This is a genomic window from Acidimicrobiia bacterium (genome assembly GCA_040881685.1).
Lineage (GTDB): Bacteria > Actinomycetota > Acidimicrobiia > IMCC26256 > PALSA-555 > SHVJ01.
Genome location: JBBECS010000042.1, coordinates 1 through 15243 on the forward strand (window position 1 = coordinate 1; position 15243 = coordinate 15243).

The window sequence follows — 15243 nt, forward strand, 5'->3', positions numbered from 1 at the left end:
CGCGAGTTCCTCAAGTTCGTGGTCAACGAGTTCGACGACCACGCCCTCGAGGAGGCGCTCCTCGTGAAGGAGGCGTCCGGCGGCGAGGTCGTGGTGGTCGGCTTCGACGAGCCCGACATCGACCAGGCCCTGTACACCGCGATCGCCAAGGGTGCCGACCGGGCGGTCAAGCTCACCGGCGCCGGCGAGGGCGCGATCGACAGCCACGCTCGCGCCGCCGCGCTCGCCGATTGGCTGGCGGGACAGGACGCCGATCTGGTGCTCACCGGCGTCCAGGCGGCCGACGACCTCGATGGACAGCTCGCGCCACTCCTCGCGGCTCGAATGGGCCTGCCCCATGCATCGGTGGTGGTGTCGGTGGACGCCAAGGAGGGGGTCGCCCGCGTGCGCCAGGAGTTCAGCGGCGGCGCGGGCGCAGACCTCGAGATCCGCCTCCCCGCGGTCATCGGCGTGCAGGCCGCCCGCCAGCCCCCGCGCTACGCGTCGATCACCCGTGTGCGCCAGGTCATGCAGGCGGGCGGGATCGAGGAGACCGCCGCGACTGGCGCACCCGGTGGACCGGCCCTGACCGTGCGGCGCCTGTACCCGCCGGAGCAGACCGGGCACGCCGAGATGCTCGAGGGCAGCTCCGCCGACGTAGCCGACCGCATCCTCGAGCTTGTCCGGGCCAAGGGCTTGCTCAAGACCTAGACCTCGAGTTTTGGGAGACCGTGATGGGAAACGACGTCCTCGTACTCGCCGAGCACCAGGGCGGGTCGCTCGCCGACGTCACCTTCGAGCTGCTCGGCAAGGCGAAGGAGGTCGCGGGCGCGTCCAGCGGCCAGGCAGTCGTGGCCCTGTTCGGGAGCCCCGGGCTGGCAAGGGAGCTGAGCGCGGCCGATCTCGTCCTCTCCATGGACGACCCCGCGCTTGCGAGCTACACCGCCGAGGCCTACGAGAAGGCGCTGGCGCACGTCGTGAACGAACGCCAGCCACGCCTGGTGCTCCTCGCGACCACGACCGCGGGTCTCGACCTCGCGGCTTCGCTCTCCGTGACCTGGGACGCGCCGCTCGTGTCGTACGTGGTCGGTCTCGAGTCCGAAGGCGACGCCCTCGTGGCAACGGCCCAGATCTACGGGGGCAAGCTCATGGCCGAGGTCGCGCTCGAGGGCGATCGCGCGATCGGCGCGGTCACCGCGGGCTCGTTCCCGGGCGAAGCCGGTCGGGGCGCGGGGAGCGCGACGGTGGAGGACACACCGGCACCGGCCGAGCTCGGCGCAGGCCTACGCACCACGTTCATCGAGATGCTCGTGCCGGAAGCTGGCGATGTCGACATCACCGCCGCCGACCTGCTCGTGGCGGTGGGGCGGGGCATCGGCAGTGAAGGCGACGTCGAGCTGGTGCAGGATCTCGCCGACGCCATGGGCGCGCCGCTGGCGGCGTCGCGCCCGATCACCGACCTCGGCTGGCTGCCCAAGAGCCGCCAGGTCGGCAAGTCGGGCGTCAAGGTGAAGCCGCGCGCGTACCTCATGTTCGGCATTTCGGGCGCCCCGGAGCATCTCGAGGGCATGCGCGACGCCGAGTTGATCATCGCCTGCAACACCGACGCCCAGGCCCCGATCTTTGACGTCGCCCACTACGGCACGACCGCGGACCTCTTCGACCTCCTGCCGGCGCTCACCGAGAAATTGGGCGGATGAGCGGCACGCTTGCTGGCCTCACCTTGGCGGCCGAGGAGACCCGCGAGGTCTTCGAGGGGATCGGGACGCTGGGGGAGGGGATTTTCTACGTCCTCTCGTTCGCAGCCACCGCCATCTTCTTCTGGGGATGCTGGCGGCGAGTCCGCAAGTACCGACGAGGTCGACCGACCTGGCGCTTCCGGCGTCGTATGGCCCGCACGGTCGCAGTGGCGACCGACACGCCCGACGACGAGGTCGCCCCCTCCGCGGTGGCTCCGAAGGCCGGCAACGGCAACGGCGCGATGAACGGTCACACCGTCGACGCGCGTGCTGCCGCGGGTGCCCTGGCAACGATCGCCGCCAACACCACGGTGCGAAAACGTGACCGGGCGGCAGGCCTCGCGCACTTCTTCGTGTTCTGGGGCTTCATCACCCTGTTCATCGGGACCGTCGTCCTCACGATCGACTACGACATCGTTCGCAACGCCACCAACGCGCTCGGTGAAGAGCGGAGCTTCTTCGAGGGCGCCTTCTACCTTGCGTACTCGGTGATCCTCGACACCATGGGGTTTGCCGCCGTGCTCGGGATGCTCTATCTGGGGTGGCGGCGAGCCTTCGGCCACAAGGCGGCACTCGACTACACGCGCGCGGAGAAGCCCGAGGGTGGCTACTCGCGCGACGAGTTCGTGAAGGGGGATTGGCTCTTCCTCGGTCTGTTGTTCGCGCTGCTGTTCACCGGGTTCCTCCTGGAGGGCTTCCGGATCCGGGCCAACGGATTCCCCTCGTTCGAGGTCTGGTCGCCGGTCGGTTGGCTCCTGGCCAAGGGTGTGCGCGGCGTGGGGATCGGGACGGGTGCCGCAGCCGACGTCCGCGTCGCGACTTGGTGGGTTCATGCGGTGATGGCGCTTGGGTTCGTGGCCTACATCCCGTTCTCCAAGGCCATGCACATGCTCACCGACACCGCGAACCTGGTCGTCTTCGACCGGGCCAGTGCTCGTCGGTTGCCCGCGGTCCGCCCGGAGGCCGATCACGTCGGCTACCGAACGCTGGCCGACTTCACCTGGAAGGAGCTCCTGGACCTCGACTCGTGCACGAAGTGCGGTCGTTGCCACGTGGCGTGTCCGGCGACCGCCTCCGGTGCCCCGCTCTCGCCCCGCGACCTCATCCTCGATCTGCGCCAATGGGCTGACGAGACCACGGGTGGGCGAACGATCCTCGACGGTGAGCGGCGACCGACGTTGACGGGTCCGCTCGTCGGCGCCAGCGCGTCTCGCGTCGCCGGCGACGTGATCAAGGTGGAGACCCTGTGGTCGTGCACGACCTGCATGGCGTGCGTCGAGGCCTGCCCCGTCGGGATCGAGCACGTCTCGACGATCGTCGAGCTGCGGCGCAGCCTCGTCGACGAGGGCGCGATGGCGCCGACCCTCCAGACCGCCCTCCAGAACCTCGCGCAGCAGGGCAACTCATTCGGTAAGTCGTCGCGGATGCGAGCGCGCTGGACCAAGGATCTCGACTTCGAGGTGGCCGACGCCCGCAAGACACCGGTCCGCTACCTCTGGTTCGTCGGCGACTTCGCCGCGTTCGACGAGCGCCTTCAGGAGTTGTCGCGCACGCTGGCCCGTATCCTGCATGACGCCGACGTCGACTTCGGCCTGCTGTACGAGGACGAGTGGAATTCAGGCAACGACGTCCGCCGCGTGGGCGAGGAAGGGCTCTTCGAGATGCTCGTCGAGCACAACCTTGCTGCGTTCGAAGCGGCGAGCTTCGACGAGATCTTCACCACCGATCCCCACTCGCTGAACACGCTGCGCAACGAGTATCCCGCGTTCGGCCTCGACAAGCCCGTTCGGCACTACACGGAGGTACTGGCCGATCTCCTCGAGTCAGGTGCGATCCCGACGAGCCCGCTGGACGTTCGGGTCACCTACCACGACCCGTGCTACCTCGCCCGCTACAACAACGTGATGGACCCTCCCCGCCGTGTTCTGCTGGCGCTCGGGTGCGAGCTCGTCGAGATGCCGCGCAACCGCGACAACACGTTCTGCTGCGGCGCGGGCGGCGGGCGTATCTGGATGGACGACTCTGGGCTCGAGGAGCGGCCCAGCGAGAACCGCATCCGCGAAGCCGCGACACTCGACGTCGAGCGTTTCGTCGTCGCGTGCCCGAAGGACTTCACCATGTACACCGACGCCGCCAAGACGACCGGGCACGATGACCGCCTGCGCGTCATCGACGTGATCCAGCTGGTCGACGAGGCACGTGTGACCTCGAAGCTCGTGGTGGCGGAATGACGCCGAGCAGCTTTGACGCGTCGCTGGTCGGCAAGGCGCTCGGCGCGCGGCTCGAGGAGCTCGAGGCGACCATCGAACGCCTCCGCGCGTTCGCGTTCGAGCCCGACGCGGCGGCGGCTCGGCCCGCAGTAGTGGAGGGCGAGTCACTCGAAAACGCGAGGGAGCTCGTACTCCGAGCGTTCCGGATGATGAGCGACCCGCTCCACTACCGCACGCTGCTCCACCTGCGCGAGGGCGACGCCGACCTCGGCACTCTCGCCTCGCTGCTCACGGTTCCGCGCCTCGCGGTGTGGGAACGTGTGAACGACCTCGTGCAGGCGGGCCTGGTGGCGCGCTCGCTCGAAGCCGACCAGGCCGGCTTGACCACCGCGGGTCAGGCGCTGGTCGAGCTGGTCGAGGCGATTGCCCGTGGCGCGAGCGAAGCGCGGTAGGGCATGCAGTGCCCCTGGTGCGACTTCGAGGGCACACCTCGAGCACTCCACGCGCATCTTGGCGAAGAACATCCTGAGCGGGTCCGCTTCGAGGAGCGCGGCCCGTCGCGGTTCTACGGTATCGACTGCCCCATCTGCGATGAGGGCTATGAGCACGTCGTGAAGCCGCGCCTGCGTGACCCGGGGTTCATGGAGGAGTTCCAGCGCGAGATCCGCTTGGTCGCGTTCGACATGCTCGTCAATCACTTGCTCGCCGAGCACACCGAGCTCGCGGGAGACGATGACGAAGACGTGCCCTCGGGCGCGACGTAGACGAACACCACCAGCAGGAGGGAATGCGTTGGCGACCGTACGAGGCTGCAACATCCCCGAGGACCTCCACTACCTCATGGAGAAGCACGTCTGGGCCCGCCGTGACGGCGACGTGGTCACCGTCGGACTGACCGATGTCGCCCAGAACCTCGCGAAGTCGATCCTCTCCGTCACGCTGAAGAAGCCCGGGAAGACGGTGGCCAAGGGCAAGAGCGTCGCAACCGTCGAGAGCAGCAAGTGGGTCGGGCCCGTGCCGAGCCCGGTGACCGGTGAGGTGGTCGAGGTGAACGAGGCCGTCGCCAGTACGCCGGGGACCATCAACGCGGATCCGTACGGCGAAGGTTGGATCGCGCGACTGCGCGCCGATGACTGGGATGCGGACGCGGGCGACCTCGTGACCGGGGCGGCCGGCGTCGAGGCTTACGGGCAGTTCCTGGACGCCGAGGGGATTGTCTGCGAGGGCGAGTGAGGTGGGTGAGCAGAGCTGGTACGGCTGCGTCGTGCCCGACGATCTCCTCTACGACGTCGAGCACAACGTCTGGATCCGGCTCGAGGGTGACGAGGCCGTGCTCGGGATGACCGACGTGGCCCAGACGATGTGCGGCAAGTTCGTGCAGCTCTCGTGGAAGGAGCCCGGCCGGGCCGTGGCGCGCGGCAAGCCGCTCGCGGTGATCGAGAGCGCGAAGTGGGTCGGTCCTTTTCCTGCGCCCTTTGCCGCCGAGCTCGTCGCCACGAACAAGGCTGCGTTCGAGGCCGACATCCTCGTGGCCAACCGCGATCCGTACGGTGCGGGTTGGCTCGTGCGGGTCCGACCCACGAACCTCGACGAGGATCGCCGTCACCTCGTCGACGGAGCCGAGGCGTTCGAGCATTACCGTCGTTTCATCGACGAGAACGAGATCCGCTGCTTCCGTTGTGAGGAGTGACCATGGATATCGACATCGATGCCGGCGTGCGCCGGTCGTTGGCCCGAGTGCGGGAGCGGGCAGTGAGCGTGGATCTCACGCTGCGCTTCTGCGGGGGACTCGTGACCAAGGAGGCGGTCGCGTACCCCGGCAGTGAGGACGAAGGCGCGGGCTTCCGCCGGGAGGAGGTCGACGACCTCCTCCTCTACTGGCGTCAACGTCTGGTCGTGGAGGGCCTTGACCGGGCGCAGGTGACGACCGCAATCGTCCCCCGGCGACTAACGGTACGGGCGGTCGAGTACGAGCTCGCGGCCGAGGCGTCCTACGCGTGAGCGAACCCTTGCGGTGAGACCGCGAACGCAGGAGTATGCACGTATAACGATATTCGGCATCGTGGATGTCGGTGACCAAGGATGGAATCACACAGGGGGATGGCAATGACAGAGACAAATGGGGACGACCAGCAGAAGAGCATGGCGATCGTCTGCTGGAGCAACGACCTCGACCGGGTGTGGCCGGTGCTCATCCTGGCCACGACCGGCGCAGCATCGGGTCTCGACGTGAACATCTTCTTCACGTTCTGGGGGCTGCGCGTGCTCCAGAGCAACGACAAGCGCATCACCGGCCAGAACTGGAAGCAGAAGGGCGAGTCGGTCATGGACCGCGGCGGCACCGACCACCTCAAGCTCTCGAAGATGCACATGGCCGGCATGGGGACCGGGATGATCAAGAGCCTGGCCAAGGAGTACAAGGTCGCCAGCCCAACCGAGCTCCTCGGGATGGCCATGGATCTGGGCGTCAAGCTCCACCCGTGCCAGATGACCATGGAGCTCTACGGACTCACCAAGGACGACTTCGTGGACGGCTTGGAGACCCCGCTCGGCGCGGCCAGCTTCATCGAGATGGCGGCCGAAGCCGACATCACGATGTTCATCTGAACCGACCACCGCCGAGTGGCGAGCGCGCGCGCGGCATGCTCGTGCTCACGACCGACCCGGTCGTGCTGCGCGGCTTGGAACGTGTCGCGCGCGAGTCCGGCCTTCTCGTGCTCACTCCGGCCGCTCGTGACGCGGACGAGCCCGAGGTGATCGTGATCGACCTCGACCAGCCCGGCGCCGCGGACCAGGTCGCCCGCTGGCGAGCGCGTCTCCCCGATGCGTTCGTCGCCGGTCACGTCGGCACCCCCGACCAGGCGAGGTGGCTCGAGGCCGAGCGCGCCGGGTGCGACCTGGTTGCCAACCGGGGCGCGTTCGCGGCGCGCCTGCGCCAACGGCTACCCCCGCCGGGCGCGCGTCAACGGCCGCGCTTGCCCTTGTTGGAGGCAGCCGAGGTGCCGGGTCGCCTCGGGCTGGTCGTGCACCTCCCGGAGACGCCAGTCGGCCCGGTTGCGCTCTATCACGTCCGGGGCCGTCTCTGCGCGGTCGAGGACCGCTGTCCCCATGCGGGTGCGACGCTCTCGGAGGGCGAGTTGGAGGGCTCGATCGTCACCTGTCCACGCCACGGGAGCCAGTTCGACGTCTGCACGGGCGAGCGCATGCGGGGTCCGGCCGATGCCTCGCTGCGGACCTTCGGCGTCGTGGAGGAGGACGGCTTCGTCCATCTCCTCCTCGACGCGCCGGAGGAGCGATAGATGAGGATGCTCAGCCCGCGGCGGCGGCGCGCAGCACGGCGCGGTCGCGTCGCGCTTCGCGGAGCAGCGCCTCTCGGTCGCTCGAGTGGTAGATCTGCACGCCGGCGATCTTCTCCTCGCCTCGGAAGACCTGACCCCGGAGCCCGCTCGCGCCGGGGAACACCCGGAGGACGAACGTCGACCCCGCGGCTTCGAACTCGATCTCCTCGCGGGCGTCATCGGGAACCGCACCGTCCGATCTGTGGCCGATCACGATCCCCCGATCTCTCGCAGGTCCTGCACGCTCGGCGGGTGGAGCTCGCGGTCGCCAACCAACGCGCGGGCTTGTTCTGACATCCGGTCGCGGGTCCATCGAGGTTCGAGCGTGAACTCGACTGACACCTCCGAGATCCCGGGGAGCGCGTAGAGGACCTCTTGCATCTGGGACTCGAGGATCGGCCCGATGGCGCACCCGAAGGTCGTGAGCGTGTAGGTGACATGAGCGCGACCCTCGTCATCGACATCGACGTCGTACACGAGACCGAGGTCGACGATGTTGATCCCGAGCTCGGGGTCGGGGATCACCTTGAGGGCCTCCCGGGCCTCGTCGGCGCCGGTGACCACCGCTCCACTCATCGGGTTGCCGAAACGCTTGAGCATGTGCGCATAGACGCATAGTGTGACGGGATCCAGGTCCGCCACGCAAGGCCCGGTGAGTCCAAGCTCGTGCTGCACGATCCCCAGGGGTGGAAGAGCGCCGGCGATCGGCGCGGCAAGGACTGAATGGCGCGCTTTGGGTTCCTCATCGACCAGGACACGTGCATCGGCTGTCACGCCTGCACGGTGGCCTGCAAGGCCGAGCACGACGTGCCCCTCGGCGTGAACCGCACCTGGGTCAAGTACATCGAGAAGGGCGAGTTCCCCGACTCGCAGCGCAAGTTCTCGGTGATGCGCTGCAACCAGTGCGACAACGCGCCGTGCGTCACGATCTGCCCGACGAACGCGCTCTTCGTGCGTCACGACGGCATCGTCGACTTCGACACGACCTCGTGCATCGGCTGCAAGTCGTGCATGAACGCCTGCCCCTACGACGCCCTTTACATCGATCCGGACGAGCACACGGCCCAGAAGTGCAACTTCTGTGCGCACCGGATCGATGTCGGGTTGGAGCCCTCGTGCGTGATCGTGTGTCCCACCCAGTCGATCGTGGCCGGCGACCTCGACGATCCCAGCACCCGGATCTCACAGATGGTCGCCCGTCACGACGTGCAGGTGCGTGCGCCGGAGCAAGGAACTCGGCCCAAGGTGTTTTACAAGGGTGCCGACGAGGCGTCGCTCGACCCGACGCGCACCCGGATCGCCGACGACGGGATGATCTGGGCCGACACGACGGCACACCACCCGACGGTGCCCGAGATCCCCGTCCACCTCCGAGCGCGAGCTGACGACAGCGGGAAGCCCCGTGGTGGGCAGGTGGTCGCGCGCACGGTGTACACGACCGAGCATCCGATGCCCTGGAAGAGCATGGTCTCGGCATATCTGGTCACGAAGTCGGTGGCGGCCGGCGCGCTGATGATCGCGGCGCTGCTCGTGCTGCTCGGCCATGCGGGGCACCAGGGTTCCGTGGGGATCCTGGCGCCCGTGGTGGCCGGGTTCTTCACGTTCGTCACCGGGGTGTTGCTCGTGGCGGACCTGAAGCAGCCGCGGCGCTTCTGGTATCTGCTGACCCGTCCCAACTGGCGGTCATGGCTCGTGCGTGGCGCGGTGATCCTCGGGATCTATGCGGCCGTGAGCGCGGCATGGTTTGCTGCGGGCCTGTTCGACGAGGCCGCCGCGATCCGGGTCCTGGCGGGGCCCGGCTTCGCGCTGGGTGCCGCGACCGCGGGCTACACCGCGTACCTGTTCGGCCAGTGCGAGGGGCGCGATCTCTGGCAGACGCCGATGCTGCTGCCCGTGCTCCTCGCCCAAGCCGTGATCGCGGGGGCCAGCGCGTTCCTCGTCGCGGATGTGTTCCTCAGTATCCCCGAGCCCGACGCGATCCGTTGGACGCTCCTTGGTGGGATCGTCGCGGTGGCGGTCTTCACGTTCGCGGAGCTCGCCGCCCGCGGTACCGCGCACGTCGAGATGGCGGTAGCCGAGATGACGCGAGGCCGCTACGCCACCATCTTCTGGCTTGGTGGCGTGTTCCTCGGTCTCGCAGTACCGGGCGCGCTCATGGTCGCGGCGCTCGCCCTCGGCTCCGGCGGTATTGCCCTCTCGGCTGCGGCCGGCGTGTGCGCGGTCATCGGCCTCGCCGCGTACGAGGATGCCTTCGTCCGCGCCGGCCAGTCCGTTCCACTCTCCTAGGAGTCTCGATGAGCAGTCGCGAGATCCTCGATCGGCTCGCTGACGCGGCCGCCGACGTCGCGCTCGAACGCCTGCTGCCCGGCACGGCGCTCACGAGCTATCCACCCGTCGACCAGTGGCACGACCATGCCGAGTACGACCCGGAGGAGTGGAAGCACGGTCGCAAGGTCGAGCGGCGCTACTCGCTCATCCCGACGACCTGCTTCAACTGCGAGGCGTGCTGCGGGTTGCTCGCCTATGTCGACAAGGCGACGGGCGAGATCCGCAAGTTCGAAGGAAACCCCGCGCACCCGGCCAGCCGCGGTCGGAACTGTGCCAAGGGCCCCGCCACCCTCACCCAGGTCTACGACCCCGAGCGGATCCTCTACCCGCTCAAGCGAAGCGGCCCGCGCGGATCGGGCCAATGGCAGCGCACAACCTGGGACGAGGCACTGGCCGACATCGGTGGGCGCGTCGGCCGAGCCTTCCGCGAAAGCCGACACGACGAGGTCATGTACCACGTCGGTCGTCCCGGCGACGACAGCTACATCGAGCGGGTGCTGCACGCCTGGGGGATCGACGGCCACAACTCGCACACCAACATCTGCTCGTCGGGTGCCCGACTTGGCTACGCCACCTGGATGGGCTTCGACCGTCCGTCCGCCGACTTCGCCAACGCGCAGGTGATCTTCCTGATCTCCAGTCACCTCGAGGCCGGTCATTACTTCAACCCGCATGCCCAGCGTGTCATCGAAGGCAAGATGCGCGGCGCGAAGATCATCACCGTCGATCCCCGCTTGTCGAACACGGCGTCGATGTCCGACTACTGGTTCGCGCCGTGGCCGGGGACCGAAGCGTTCCTGTTACTGACGATCGCGCGGCTGCTCCTGGAGGCGGACACTTGGGATCGAGAGTTCGTTCGGCGCTGGGTCAACTGGGAGGCGTACCTGCGTGAGAGCCGCCCCGATCTCGAGCCCGTCTTCGCCAGTGTGGAGCCCGCGTTGCTCGACCTCTACGCCGACTACACGCCCGAGAGAGCGGAACAGGTGTGCGGGGTCGACGCTCGGCGGATCCAAGAGGTGGCGGCCGTCATCGGCGGCGCGCTCGGCCGGTTCGCCTCGCACAACTGGCGGGCCTCGGCGGCCGGCAACGAGGGTGGGTGGCAGACCGCCCGCTGCCTGATGCTCCTCAACGTTCTCACTGGCAGTGTCGGCACCGTGGGCGGCACGAGCGCGAACGGGTGGAACAAGTTCATTCCCGTCCCACCCAAGGCCGTGCATCCCCAGTCGCGTTGGAACGACCTCACGTGGCCGCTGGAGTACCCGCTCGCGCACCATGAGATGAGCTTCTTGCTGCCGTACTTCCTCAAGGAAGGGCGAGGTCGCCTCGACACCTACTTCACGCGCGTCTACAACCCGGTGTGGACGAACCCCGATGGCTTCTCGTGGATCGAGGTCCTCACCGACGAGGACAAAGTGGGTTGCCATGTGGCACTCACCCCGACATGGTCGGAGACCGCGTGGTTCGCTGATTACGTGCTGCCCATGGGTGTCGGCGCCGAGCGCCACGATCTCGCGTCGTACGAGACTCACTCGAGTCGCTGGATCGGTTTCCGCCAGCCCGTCTTCCGGGTGTTCGCCGAGCAACAGGGCGAATCGGTGAAGCGCACGCACGAAGTCAACCCTGGAGAGGTCTGGGAGGAGGACGAGTTCTGGATCGACCTCGCGTTCCACATCGACCCTGACGGCGACCTCGGGATCCGGACGCACTTCGAGAGCCCCGAGCGGCCGGGTGAGCCGATCTCCATGGACGAGTACTACGGGTCGCTTTTCACGAACTCCGTCCCGGGCTTGCCCGACAAGGCGGCCGAGGAGGGGTTGAGCCCACTCGCGTACATGCGCAAGTACGGCGCGTATGAGCTCCCGGGAGACATGTACGCCGTGCACGAACGCGAAGTCGGTGCCGACGAGCTCGTGGAAACGGTCACTGGTGCGGACGGCGTGTACCGCAAGCCGGGAACCGCTGGTCTGCACGAATCGCTCGCCGAGATCGAGGGCCACATGCCCTTCATCGGCGATGGCTCCGTCGGTGTCGAAGTCGACGGCGTGGTGCGCTTCGGGTTCCCGACCCCGAGCCGCAAGCTCGAGCTGTACTCGCCGACGCTCGCGGAGTGGGGCTGGCCCGAGTATGCGCTGCCGACCTGGATCCCGAGCCACGTGCACTGGGAGGACCTCGACCTGGAAGGAGGAGAGCGCATGCTGGTCCCCACCTTCCGGCTGCCGACGCTCATCCACACCCGCTCGGGGAACGCCAAGTGGCTCAACGAGATCAGCCACGGTCACCCGCTGTGGGTGCATCCCTCCGACGCCGACGCGCTCGGTCTCGACACGAACGCGCTCGTGCGCATCACCACGCGCACCGGGTACTTCGTGATGCGCGCGTGGCGCACCGAGGGCATTCGACCGGGTGTCGTGGCCGCGTCCCACCACATGGGCCGCTGGCGCCTCCAGGAGGAGCAGGGCAACGAGCGCTGGTCCTCAGGACTCGCCGCGCTCGGACGCGAGGCGGACAGCCACTGGACGCTTCACAGCGACCACGGTGTCGCGCCGTTCGAGAGCTCGGACGCCGACTCGAGTCGGATCTGGTGGACGGATGCTGGGGTTCACCAGAACCTCACGTTCGCGCCTCAGCCCGACCCGGTCAGCGGCATGCACTGCTGGCTCCAACGCGTACGCATCGAGCCTGCCCGTCCGGGTGACCGGTATGGCGACATCGCGGTGGACACCGCGGCATCGATGGCCGCCTACCGCGAGTGGATCGCCAAGACTCGCCCCGGACCCGGGCCTGGCAATCTGCGCCGGCCGCTGTGGTTCGCGCGTCCGGTGAAGCCGACGGCCTCCGCCTACGAGCACCGAACCGCCGGATGACCACGGCCACCTCGGTCTTCGACCTCGTGGACTCGGCCCGGCGCCGGGCGCGCCTCGCCGCGGTGCTCGGACACTTGCTCGCCGAGGAGCCGCGACACGAGCTGGGGGAGCTCGTGGCCACCGTCCCCGAGCTCGCTGCACTTGCCGAACCGGACCCGACCCTGGCCGCGGCCTTCGAGCGGATACTCATTCGCGAGGTGCCGCTCCACGAGAGTGTGTTCACTGGTCCCGACGGTCGACGCGGCGGACCGACGGTCGCCACCCTGTCCGGGTTCTATGACCGTCATGAGCTCGGGGCCCCGCCGCCGTGGCGCGTCGCCGGACCCGACCACCTCGCTATCGAGCTCTGGGCCTACGGGGCCCTGTGTGCCGAGGAGGCTGCGGGCTGGGAGGAGCGACGGCCCGACCGAGCCACTCGAGCCGTCGAGGCCGAGCGCGAGTTCCTGATGGGCCACCTCGGCGTCTGGGCCGAGGTCGCGGTCACCGCACTGGCGCGTCGGGCGATCGGCACGCCCTACGCGGCGTTGGCCGACGCAGTCGGCAGCTTTGTGGCCGAAGAGGTGGAGCGACTCCGTCCGACCCCCGACCATCCGGGCCTCCCTCCGGTCGAGGTTGCACCGGCACCCCAGCGGGCGGGTCCGGCCGCGCTCGCTCGGTGGCTGCTCGCGCCCGGCCGCTGCGGCGCGTACCTCGGCGTCGACGACCTGGCCAATGCGGCCAACGCGCTTGGCATCCCGTGGCGCCCCTCGGATCCGCGGAGCCGCTTCCGTGAGGTGATCGAAGGCGCGACCGACGGCGGCGACCTGCCCGCGCTGGCGGCAGCGCTCAAGCTCCCCATCCAGGAGTGGCGCGATGCGCACGCGCACAATGAGGCCGAGCGCGAAGGCAATCGACGGGTGTGGCGCGCCTGGCGGATGCGAGCCGAGGAGTCGCTGCGACTCCTCGATCGCGTCGAGAGCGCCGGACGCGCTCGCTCGGGGGAATCGCGCCCCGAGGGCGAGCTCAGCTCCGTGGTCGTGCGAGTGCTTGGCCCAGGCGAGCGCGAACGAGAGCACGCCGCGGCCGCGGTCGTTGGTCGCCTGCGCGCGCTCGAGGTCGCGGTTGGCGTGTGCTCGCATCTCCCCGCCCAGCTGCATCGAGCAACGGATACCCTCCTTGACGCCGGTGCCGATACCGTTCTGCTCGCATCCGACACGTCGACGGCGGTGGCATGGCGCGACGGCGGGCCCCGTGGCGACCGGGAGCAGCGTTTCCTTGCCGATGCCGCCGTCATCGTCCGACTCGAGCCCGCGGCGGGCGCGACGCGGGTCGAGGTGGACGCGCACGGCGAGCGCGGGCTTCGAGACCACGTCGTCGAGGCGCTCGCAGGTCTTGAAATGTTGGTCGACGGCGCCGAGTCGACGAGGACGACACCCTGATCTTCACCCAGTACTACTTGGAGTGCCTCTCGCAGGCCTCGTACCTCATCGGTGACGAGACAACCGGTCGGGCCGTCGTTGTCGACCCCCGGCGCGACACCGCGGAGTACGTCAAAGATGCCAACGCGGCCAGCCTCACGATCGAGCTGATCATCGAGACCCACTTCCACGCCGATTTCCTCTCCGGGCATCTCGAGCTGTCGGCGGCGACAGGCGCATCCATCGCGTACGGGGAGGCGGCAACGACCGAGTTCCCGAGCCGCAAGCTGGCCGATGGCGAGCACATCTCGCTGGGTGAGGTCGAGCTCGAGGTGCGCGCCACGCCCGGGCACACCCCGGAATCGATCAGCATCGTCGTCTATGAGCATGCCGGTGACGCCATTCCCTACGGGGTCCTCACCGGCGACACCATGTTCATCGGTGACGTCGGCCGGCCCGATCTCCTGGCCTCCGTCGGCCGGACTCCCGAGGAGCTCGCCGGTCAGCTGCACGAGTCGCTCCAGACGCAGCTGCTCACGCTGCCCGATGCCACCCGGGTGTTTCCCGCCCACGGCGCCGGGTCCGCGTGTGGCAAGCAGCTCTCGACCGAGACGGTGTCAACCATTGGCGAGCAGCGCGCCGTCAACTACGCGCTCGCCGCCCGGTCGGCCGACGAGTTCGTGGACCTGGTGACCGAGGGGCAGAGCGCGGCGCCCGCCTACTTCGCCCACGACGCCGCCCTCAATCGCAAGCAACATCGTCTGCTCGATGAGTCGCGCAAGCCCGAATCCCTGACGCTCGAACAGGTGCTCGAGCTCCAGCAGCGCGGTGCCGCCGTCCTCGACACCCGCGACGCCGGCGACTTTGCCTCGGGACATGTCGCGGGTTCGACCCATATCGGTATCGATGGTCGCTTCGCCGAGTGGGCAGGAAGCCTGCTGGATCCCGAGCGCGCGATCGTCCTTGTTTCCCGGCCCGGTACCGAGCTCGAAGCCAAGAACCGGCTCGGTCGGATCGGCTTCGACCGGGTCCTCGGCGCGTTGCCCGATCCTGAGCGCGCCTTCGCTGCCAATCCCGAGGTCGTGCGGCGCGGGTCTCGCCTCACGGCCCGTGCGCTCGATGAGCGGATGGCGACCGGCGAGGTGACGCTCGTCGATGTGCGCAGTCCTGGGGAGTCGGCGCTCGGGACGATCCCCGGCGCCGCAGCAATTCCGCTCAACCAACTCGAGGCCGCGCTCGACCAGTTCGACCCGCGCCGTCCGATCGTCGTCTTCTGCGCGAGCGGTTACCGGTCATCGACCGCCGCGAGCCTCCTGCGCGCCGCAGGGTTCGCGGATGTCTCCGACCTGTACGGCGGCTACCCGGGCTGGTCGAGAGATCGCACTACG

Annotated in this window: 16 protein-coding genes; 14 read left to right on the forward strand and 2 right to left on the reverse strand. The window is 68.6% G+C overall.

Annotated elements, in window-relative coordinates:
* From WEE69_10815 to WEE69_10860, 10 genes are all read left to right on the forward strand, one after another.
* On the forward strand, positions 1-690 hold a 690-nt coding region (locus tag WEE69_10815; protein MEX1145784.1), incomplete at its 5' end, for an electron transfer flavoprotein subunit beta/FixA family protein.
* Between the two features lie 23 nt (positions 691-713).
* On the forward strand, positions 714-1679 hold the full coding sequence (locus WEE69_10820; protein ID MEX1145785.1) for an electron transfer flavoprotein subunit alpha/FixB family protein: 966 nt from the start codon (positions 714-716) through the stop codon (positions 1677-1679).
* Positions 1676-3949, forward strand: coding sequence for a (Fe-S)-binding protein (locus WEE69_10825; GenBank protein ID MEX1145786.1), 2274 nt, complete (start codon positions 1676-1678; stop codon positions 3947-3949). Before WEE69_10820 ends, WEE69_10825 begins: the two co-directional genes overlap by 4 nt.
* Positions 3946-4380 carry a hypothetical protein gene (locus WEE69_10830; protein MEX1145787.1) on the forward strand — a complete coding sequence of 145 codons (435 nt, stop codon included), beginning with the start codon at positions 3946-3948 and terminating at the stop codon, positions 4378-4380. Before WEE69_10825 ends, WEE69_10830 begins: the two co-directional genes overlap by 4 nt.
* 3 nt (positions 4381-4383) lie before the next feature.
* Positions 4384-4692 (forward strand): hypothetical protein, encoded by a 309-nt coding sequence (locus WEE69_10835; GenBank protein ID MEX1145788.1) that lies wholly within the window; start codon positions 4384-4386, stop codon positions 4690-4692.
* 28 nt (positions 4693-4720) lie between these two features.
* Positions 4721-5161, forward strand: coding sequence for a glycine cleavage system protein GcvH (gene gcvH / locus WEE69_10840; protein MEX1145789.1), 441 nt, complete (start codon positions 4721-4723; stop codon positions 5159-5161).
* A 1-nt stretch (position 5162) separates the two neighbouring features.
* On the forward strand, positions 5163-5618 hold the full coding sequence (locus tag WEE69_10845) for a glycine cleavage system protein H (GenBank protein ID MEX1145790.1): 456 nt from the start codon (positions 5163-5165) through the stop codon (positions 5616-5618).
* A 2-nt stretch (positions 5619-5620) separates the two neighbouring features.
* On the forward strand, positions 5621-5929 hold the full coding sequence (locus WEE69_10850) for a hypothetical protein (protein ID MEX1145791.1): 309 nt from the start codon (positions 5621-5623) through the stop codon (positions 5927-5929).
* Between the two features lie 105 nt (positions 5930-6034).
* Entirely contained in the window at positions 6035-6535 is a 501-nt protein-coding gene (locus tag WEE69_10855) for a DsrE/DsrF/DrsH-like family protein (GenBank protein MEX1145792.1), read from the forward strand.
* A gap of 35 nt (positions 6536-6570) precedes the next feature.
* On the forward strand, positions 6571-7227 hold the full coding sequence (locus WEE69_10860) for a Rieske 2Fe-2S domain-containing protein (protein MEX1145793.1): 657 nt from the start codon (positions 6571-6573) through the stop codon (positions 7225-7227).
* 10 nt (positions 7228-7237) lie between these two features.
* Here the strand turns inward: WEE69_10860 and WEE69_10865 are convergent, their stop codons facing one another.
* Positions 7238-7480 (reverse strand): hypothetical protein, encoded by a 243-nt coding sequence (locus tag WEE69_10865; GenBank protein MEX1145794.1) that lies wholly within the window; start codon positions 7478-7480, stop codon positions 7238-7240.
* A complete protein-coding gene (locus WEE69_10870) occupies positions 7477-7908 on the reverse strand; it encodes a metal-sulfur cluster assembly factor (protein ID MEX1145795.1) in 432 nt (143 codons plus the stop codon). The genes WEE69_10865 and WEE69_10870 overlap by 4 nt, the downstream gene beginning before the upstream one ends.
* Before the next feature lie 81 nt (positions 7909-7989).
* Between WEE69_10870 and WEE69_10875 the strand changes: the two genes are divergently transcribed.
* The 4 genes from WEE69_10875 to WEE69_10890 all read left to right on the forward strand — a co-directional run.
* Positions 7990-9552: a 4Fe-4S dicluster domain-containing protein gene (locus tag WEE69_10875; protein ID MEX1145796.1), complete on the forward strand. Its 1563-nt coding sequence runs from the start codon at positions 7990-7992 to the stop codon at positions 9550-9552.
* Positions 9553-9560: 8 nt separating this feature from the next.
* Positions 9561-12458 (forward strand): molybdopterin dinucleotide binding domain-containing protein, encoded by a 2898-nt coding sequence (locus WEE69_10880; protein MEX1145797.1) that lies wholly within the window; start codon positions 9561-9563, stop codon positions 12456-12458.
* A complete protein-coding gene (locus WEE69_10885) occupies positions 12455-13876 on the forward strand; it encodes a molecular chaperone TorD family protein (GenBank protein ID MEX1145798.1) in 1422 nt (473 codons plus the stop codon). Before WEE69_10880 ends, WEE69_10885 begins: the two co-directional genes overlap by 4 nt.
* On the forward strand, positions 13873-15243 hold a 1371-nt coding region (locus WEE69_10890; GenBank protein ID MEX1145799.1), incomplete at its 3' end, for a rhodanese-like domain-containing protein. The genes WEE69_10885 and WEE69_10890, both read left to right, overlap by 4 nt.

What these genes read in the sequence shown, in the direction of transcription:
- WEE69_10820 (MEX1145785.1), top strand. Translation starts at nt 714, where the DNA reads ATGGGAAACGACGTCCTCGTACTCGCCGAGCACCAGGGCGGGTCGCTC.
- WEE69_10825 (MEX1145786.1), top strand. Translation starts at nt 1,676, where the DNA reads ATGAGCGGCACGCTTGCTGGCCTCACCTTGGCGGCCGAGGAGACCCGC.
- WEE69_10830 (MEX1145787.1), top strand. Translation starts at nt 3,946, where the DNA reads ATGACGCCGAGCAGCTTTGACGCGTCGCTGGTCGGCAAGGCGCTCGGC.
- WEE69_10835 (MEX1145788.1), top strand. Translation starts at nt 4,384, where the DNA reads ATGCAGTGCCCCTGGTGCGACTTCGAGGGCACACCTCGAGCACTCCAC.
- WEE69_10850 (MEX1145791.1), top strand. Translation starts at nt 5,621, where the DNA reads ATGGATATCGACATCGATGCCGGCGTGCGCCGGTCGTTGGCCCGAGTG.
- WEE69_10855 (MEX1145792.1), top strand. Translation starts at nt 6,035, where the DNA reads ATGACAGAGACAAATGGGGACGACCAGCAGAAGAGCATGGCGATCGTC.
- WEE69_10860 (MEX1145793.1), top strand. Translation starts at nt 6,571, where the DNA reads ATGCTCGTGCTCACGACCGACCCGGTCGTGCTGCGCGGCTTGGAACGT.
- WEE69_10875 (MEX1145796.1), top strand. Translation starts at nt 7,990, where the DNA reads ATGGCGCGCTTTGGGTTCCTCATCGACCAGGACACGTGCATCGGCTGT.
- WEE69_10880 (MEX1145797.1), top strand. Translation starts at nt 9,561, where the DNA reads ATGAGCAGTCGCGAGATCCTCGATCGGCTCGCTGACGCGGCCGCCGAC.
- WEE69_10885 (MEX1145798.1), top strand. Translation starts at nt 12,455, where the DNA reads ATGACCACGGCCACCTCGGTCTTCGACCTCGTGGACTCGGCCCGGCGC.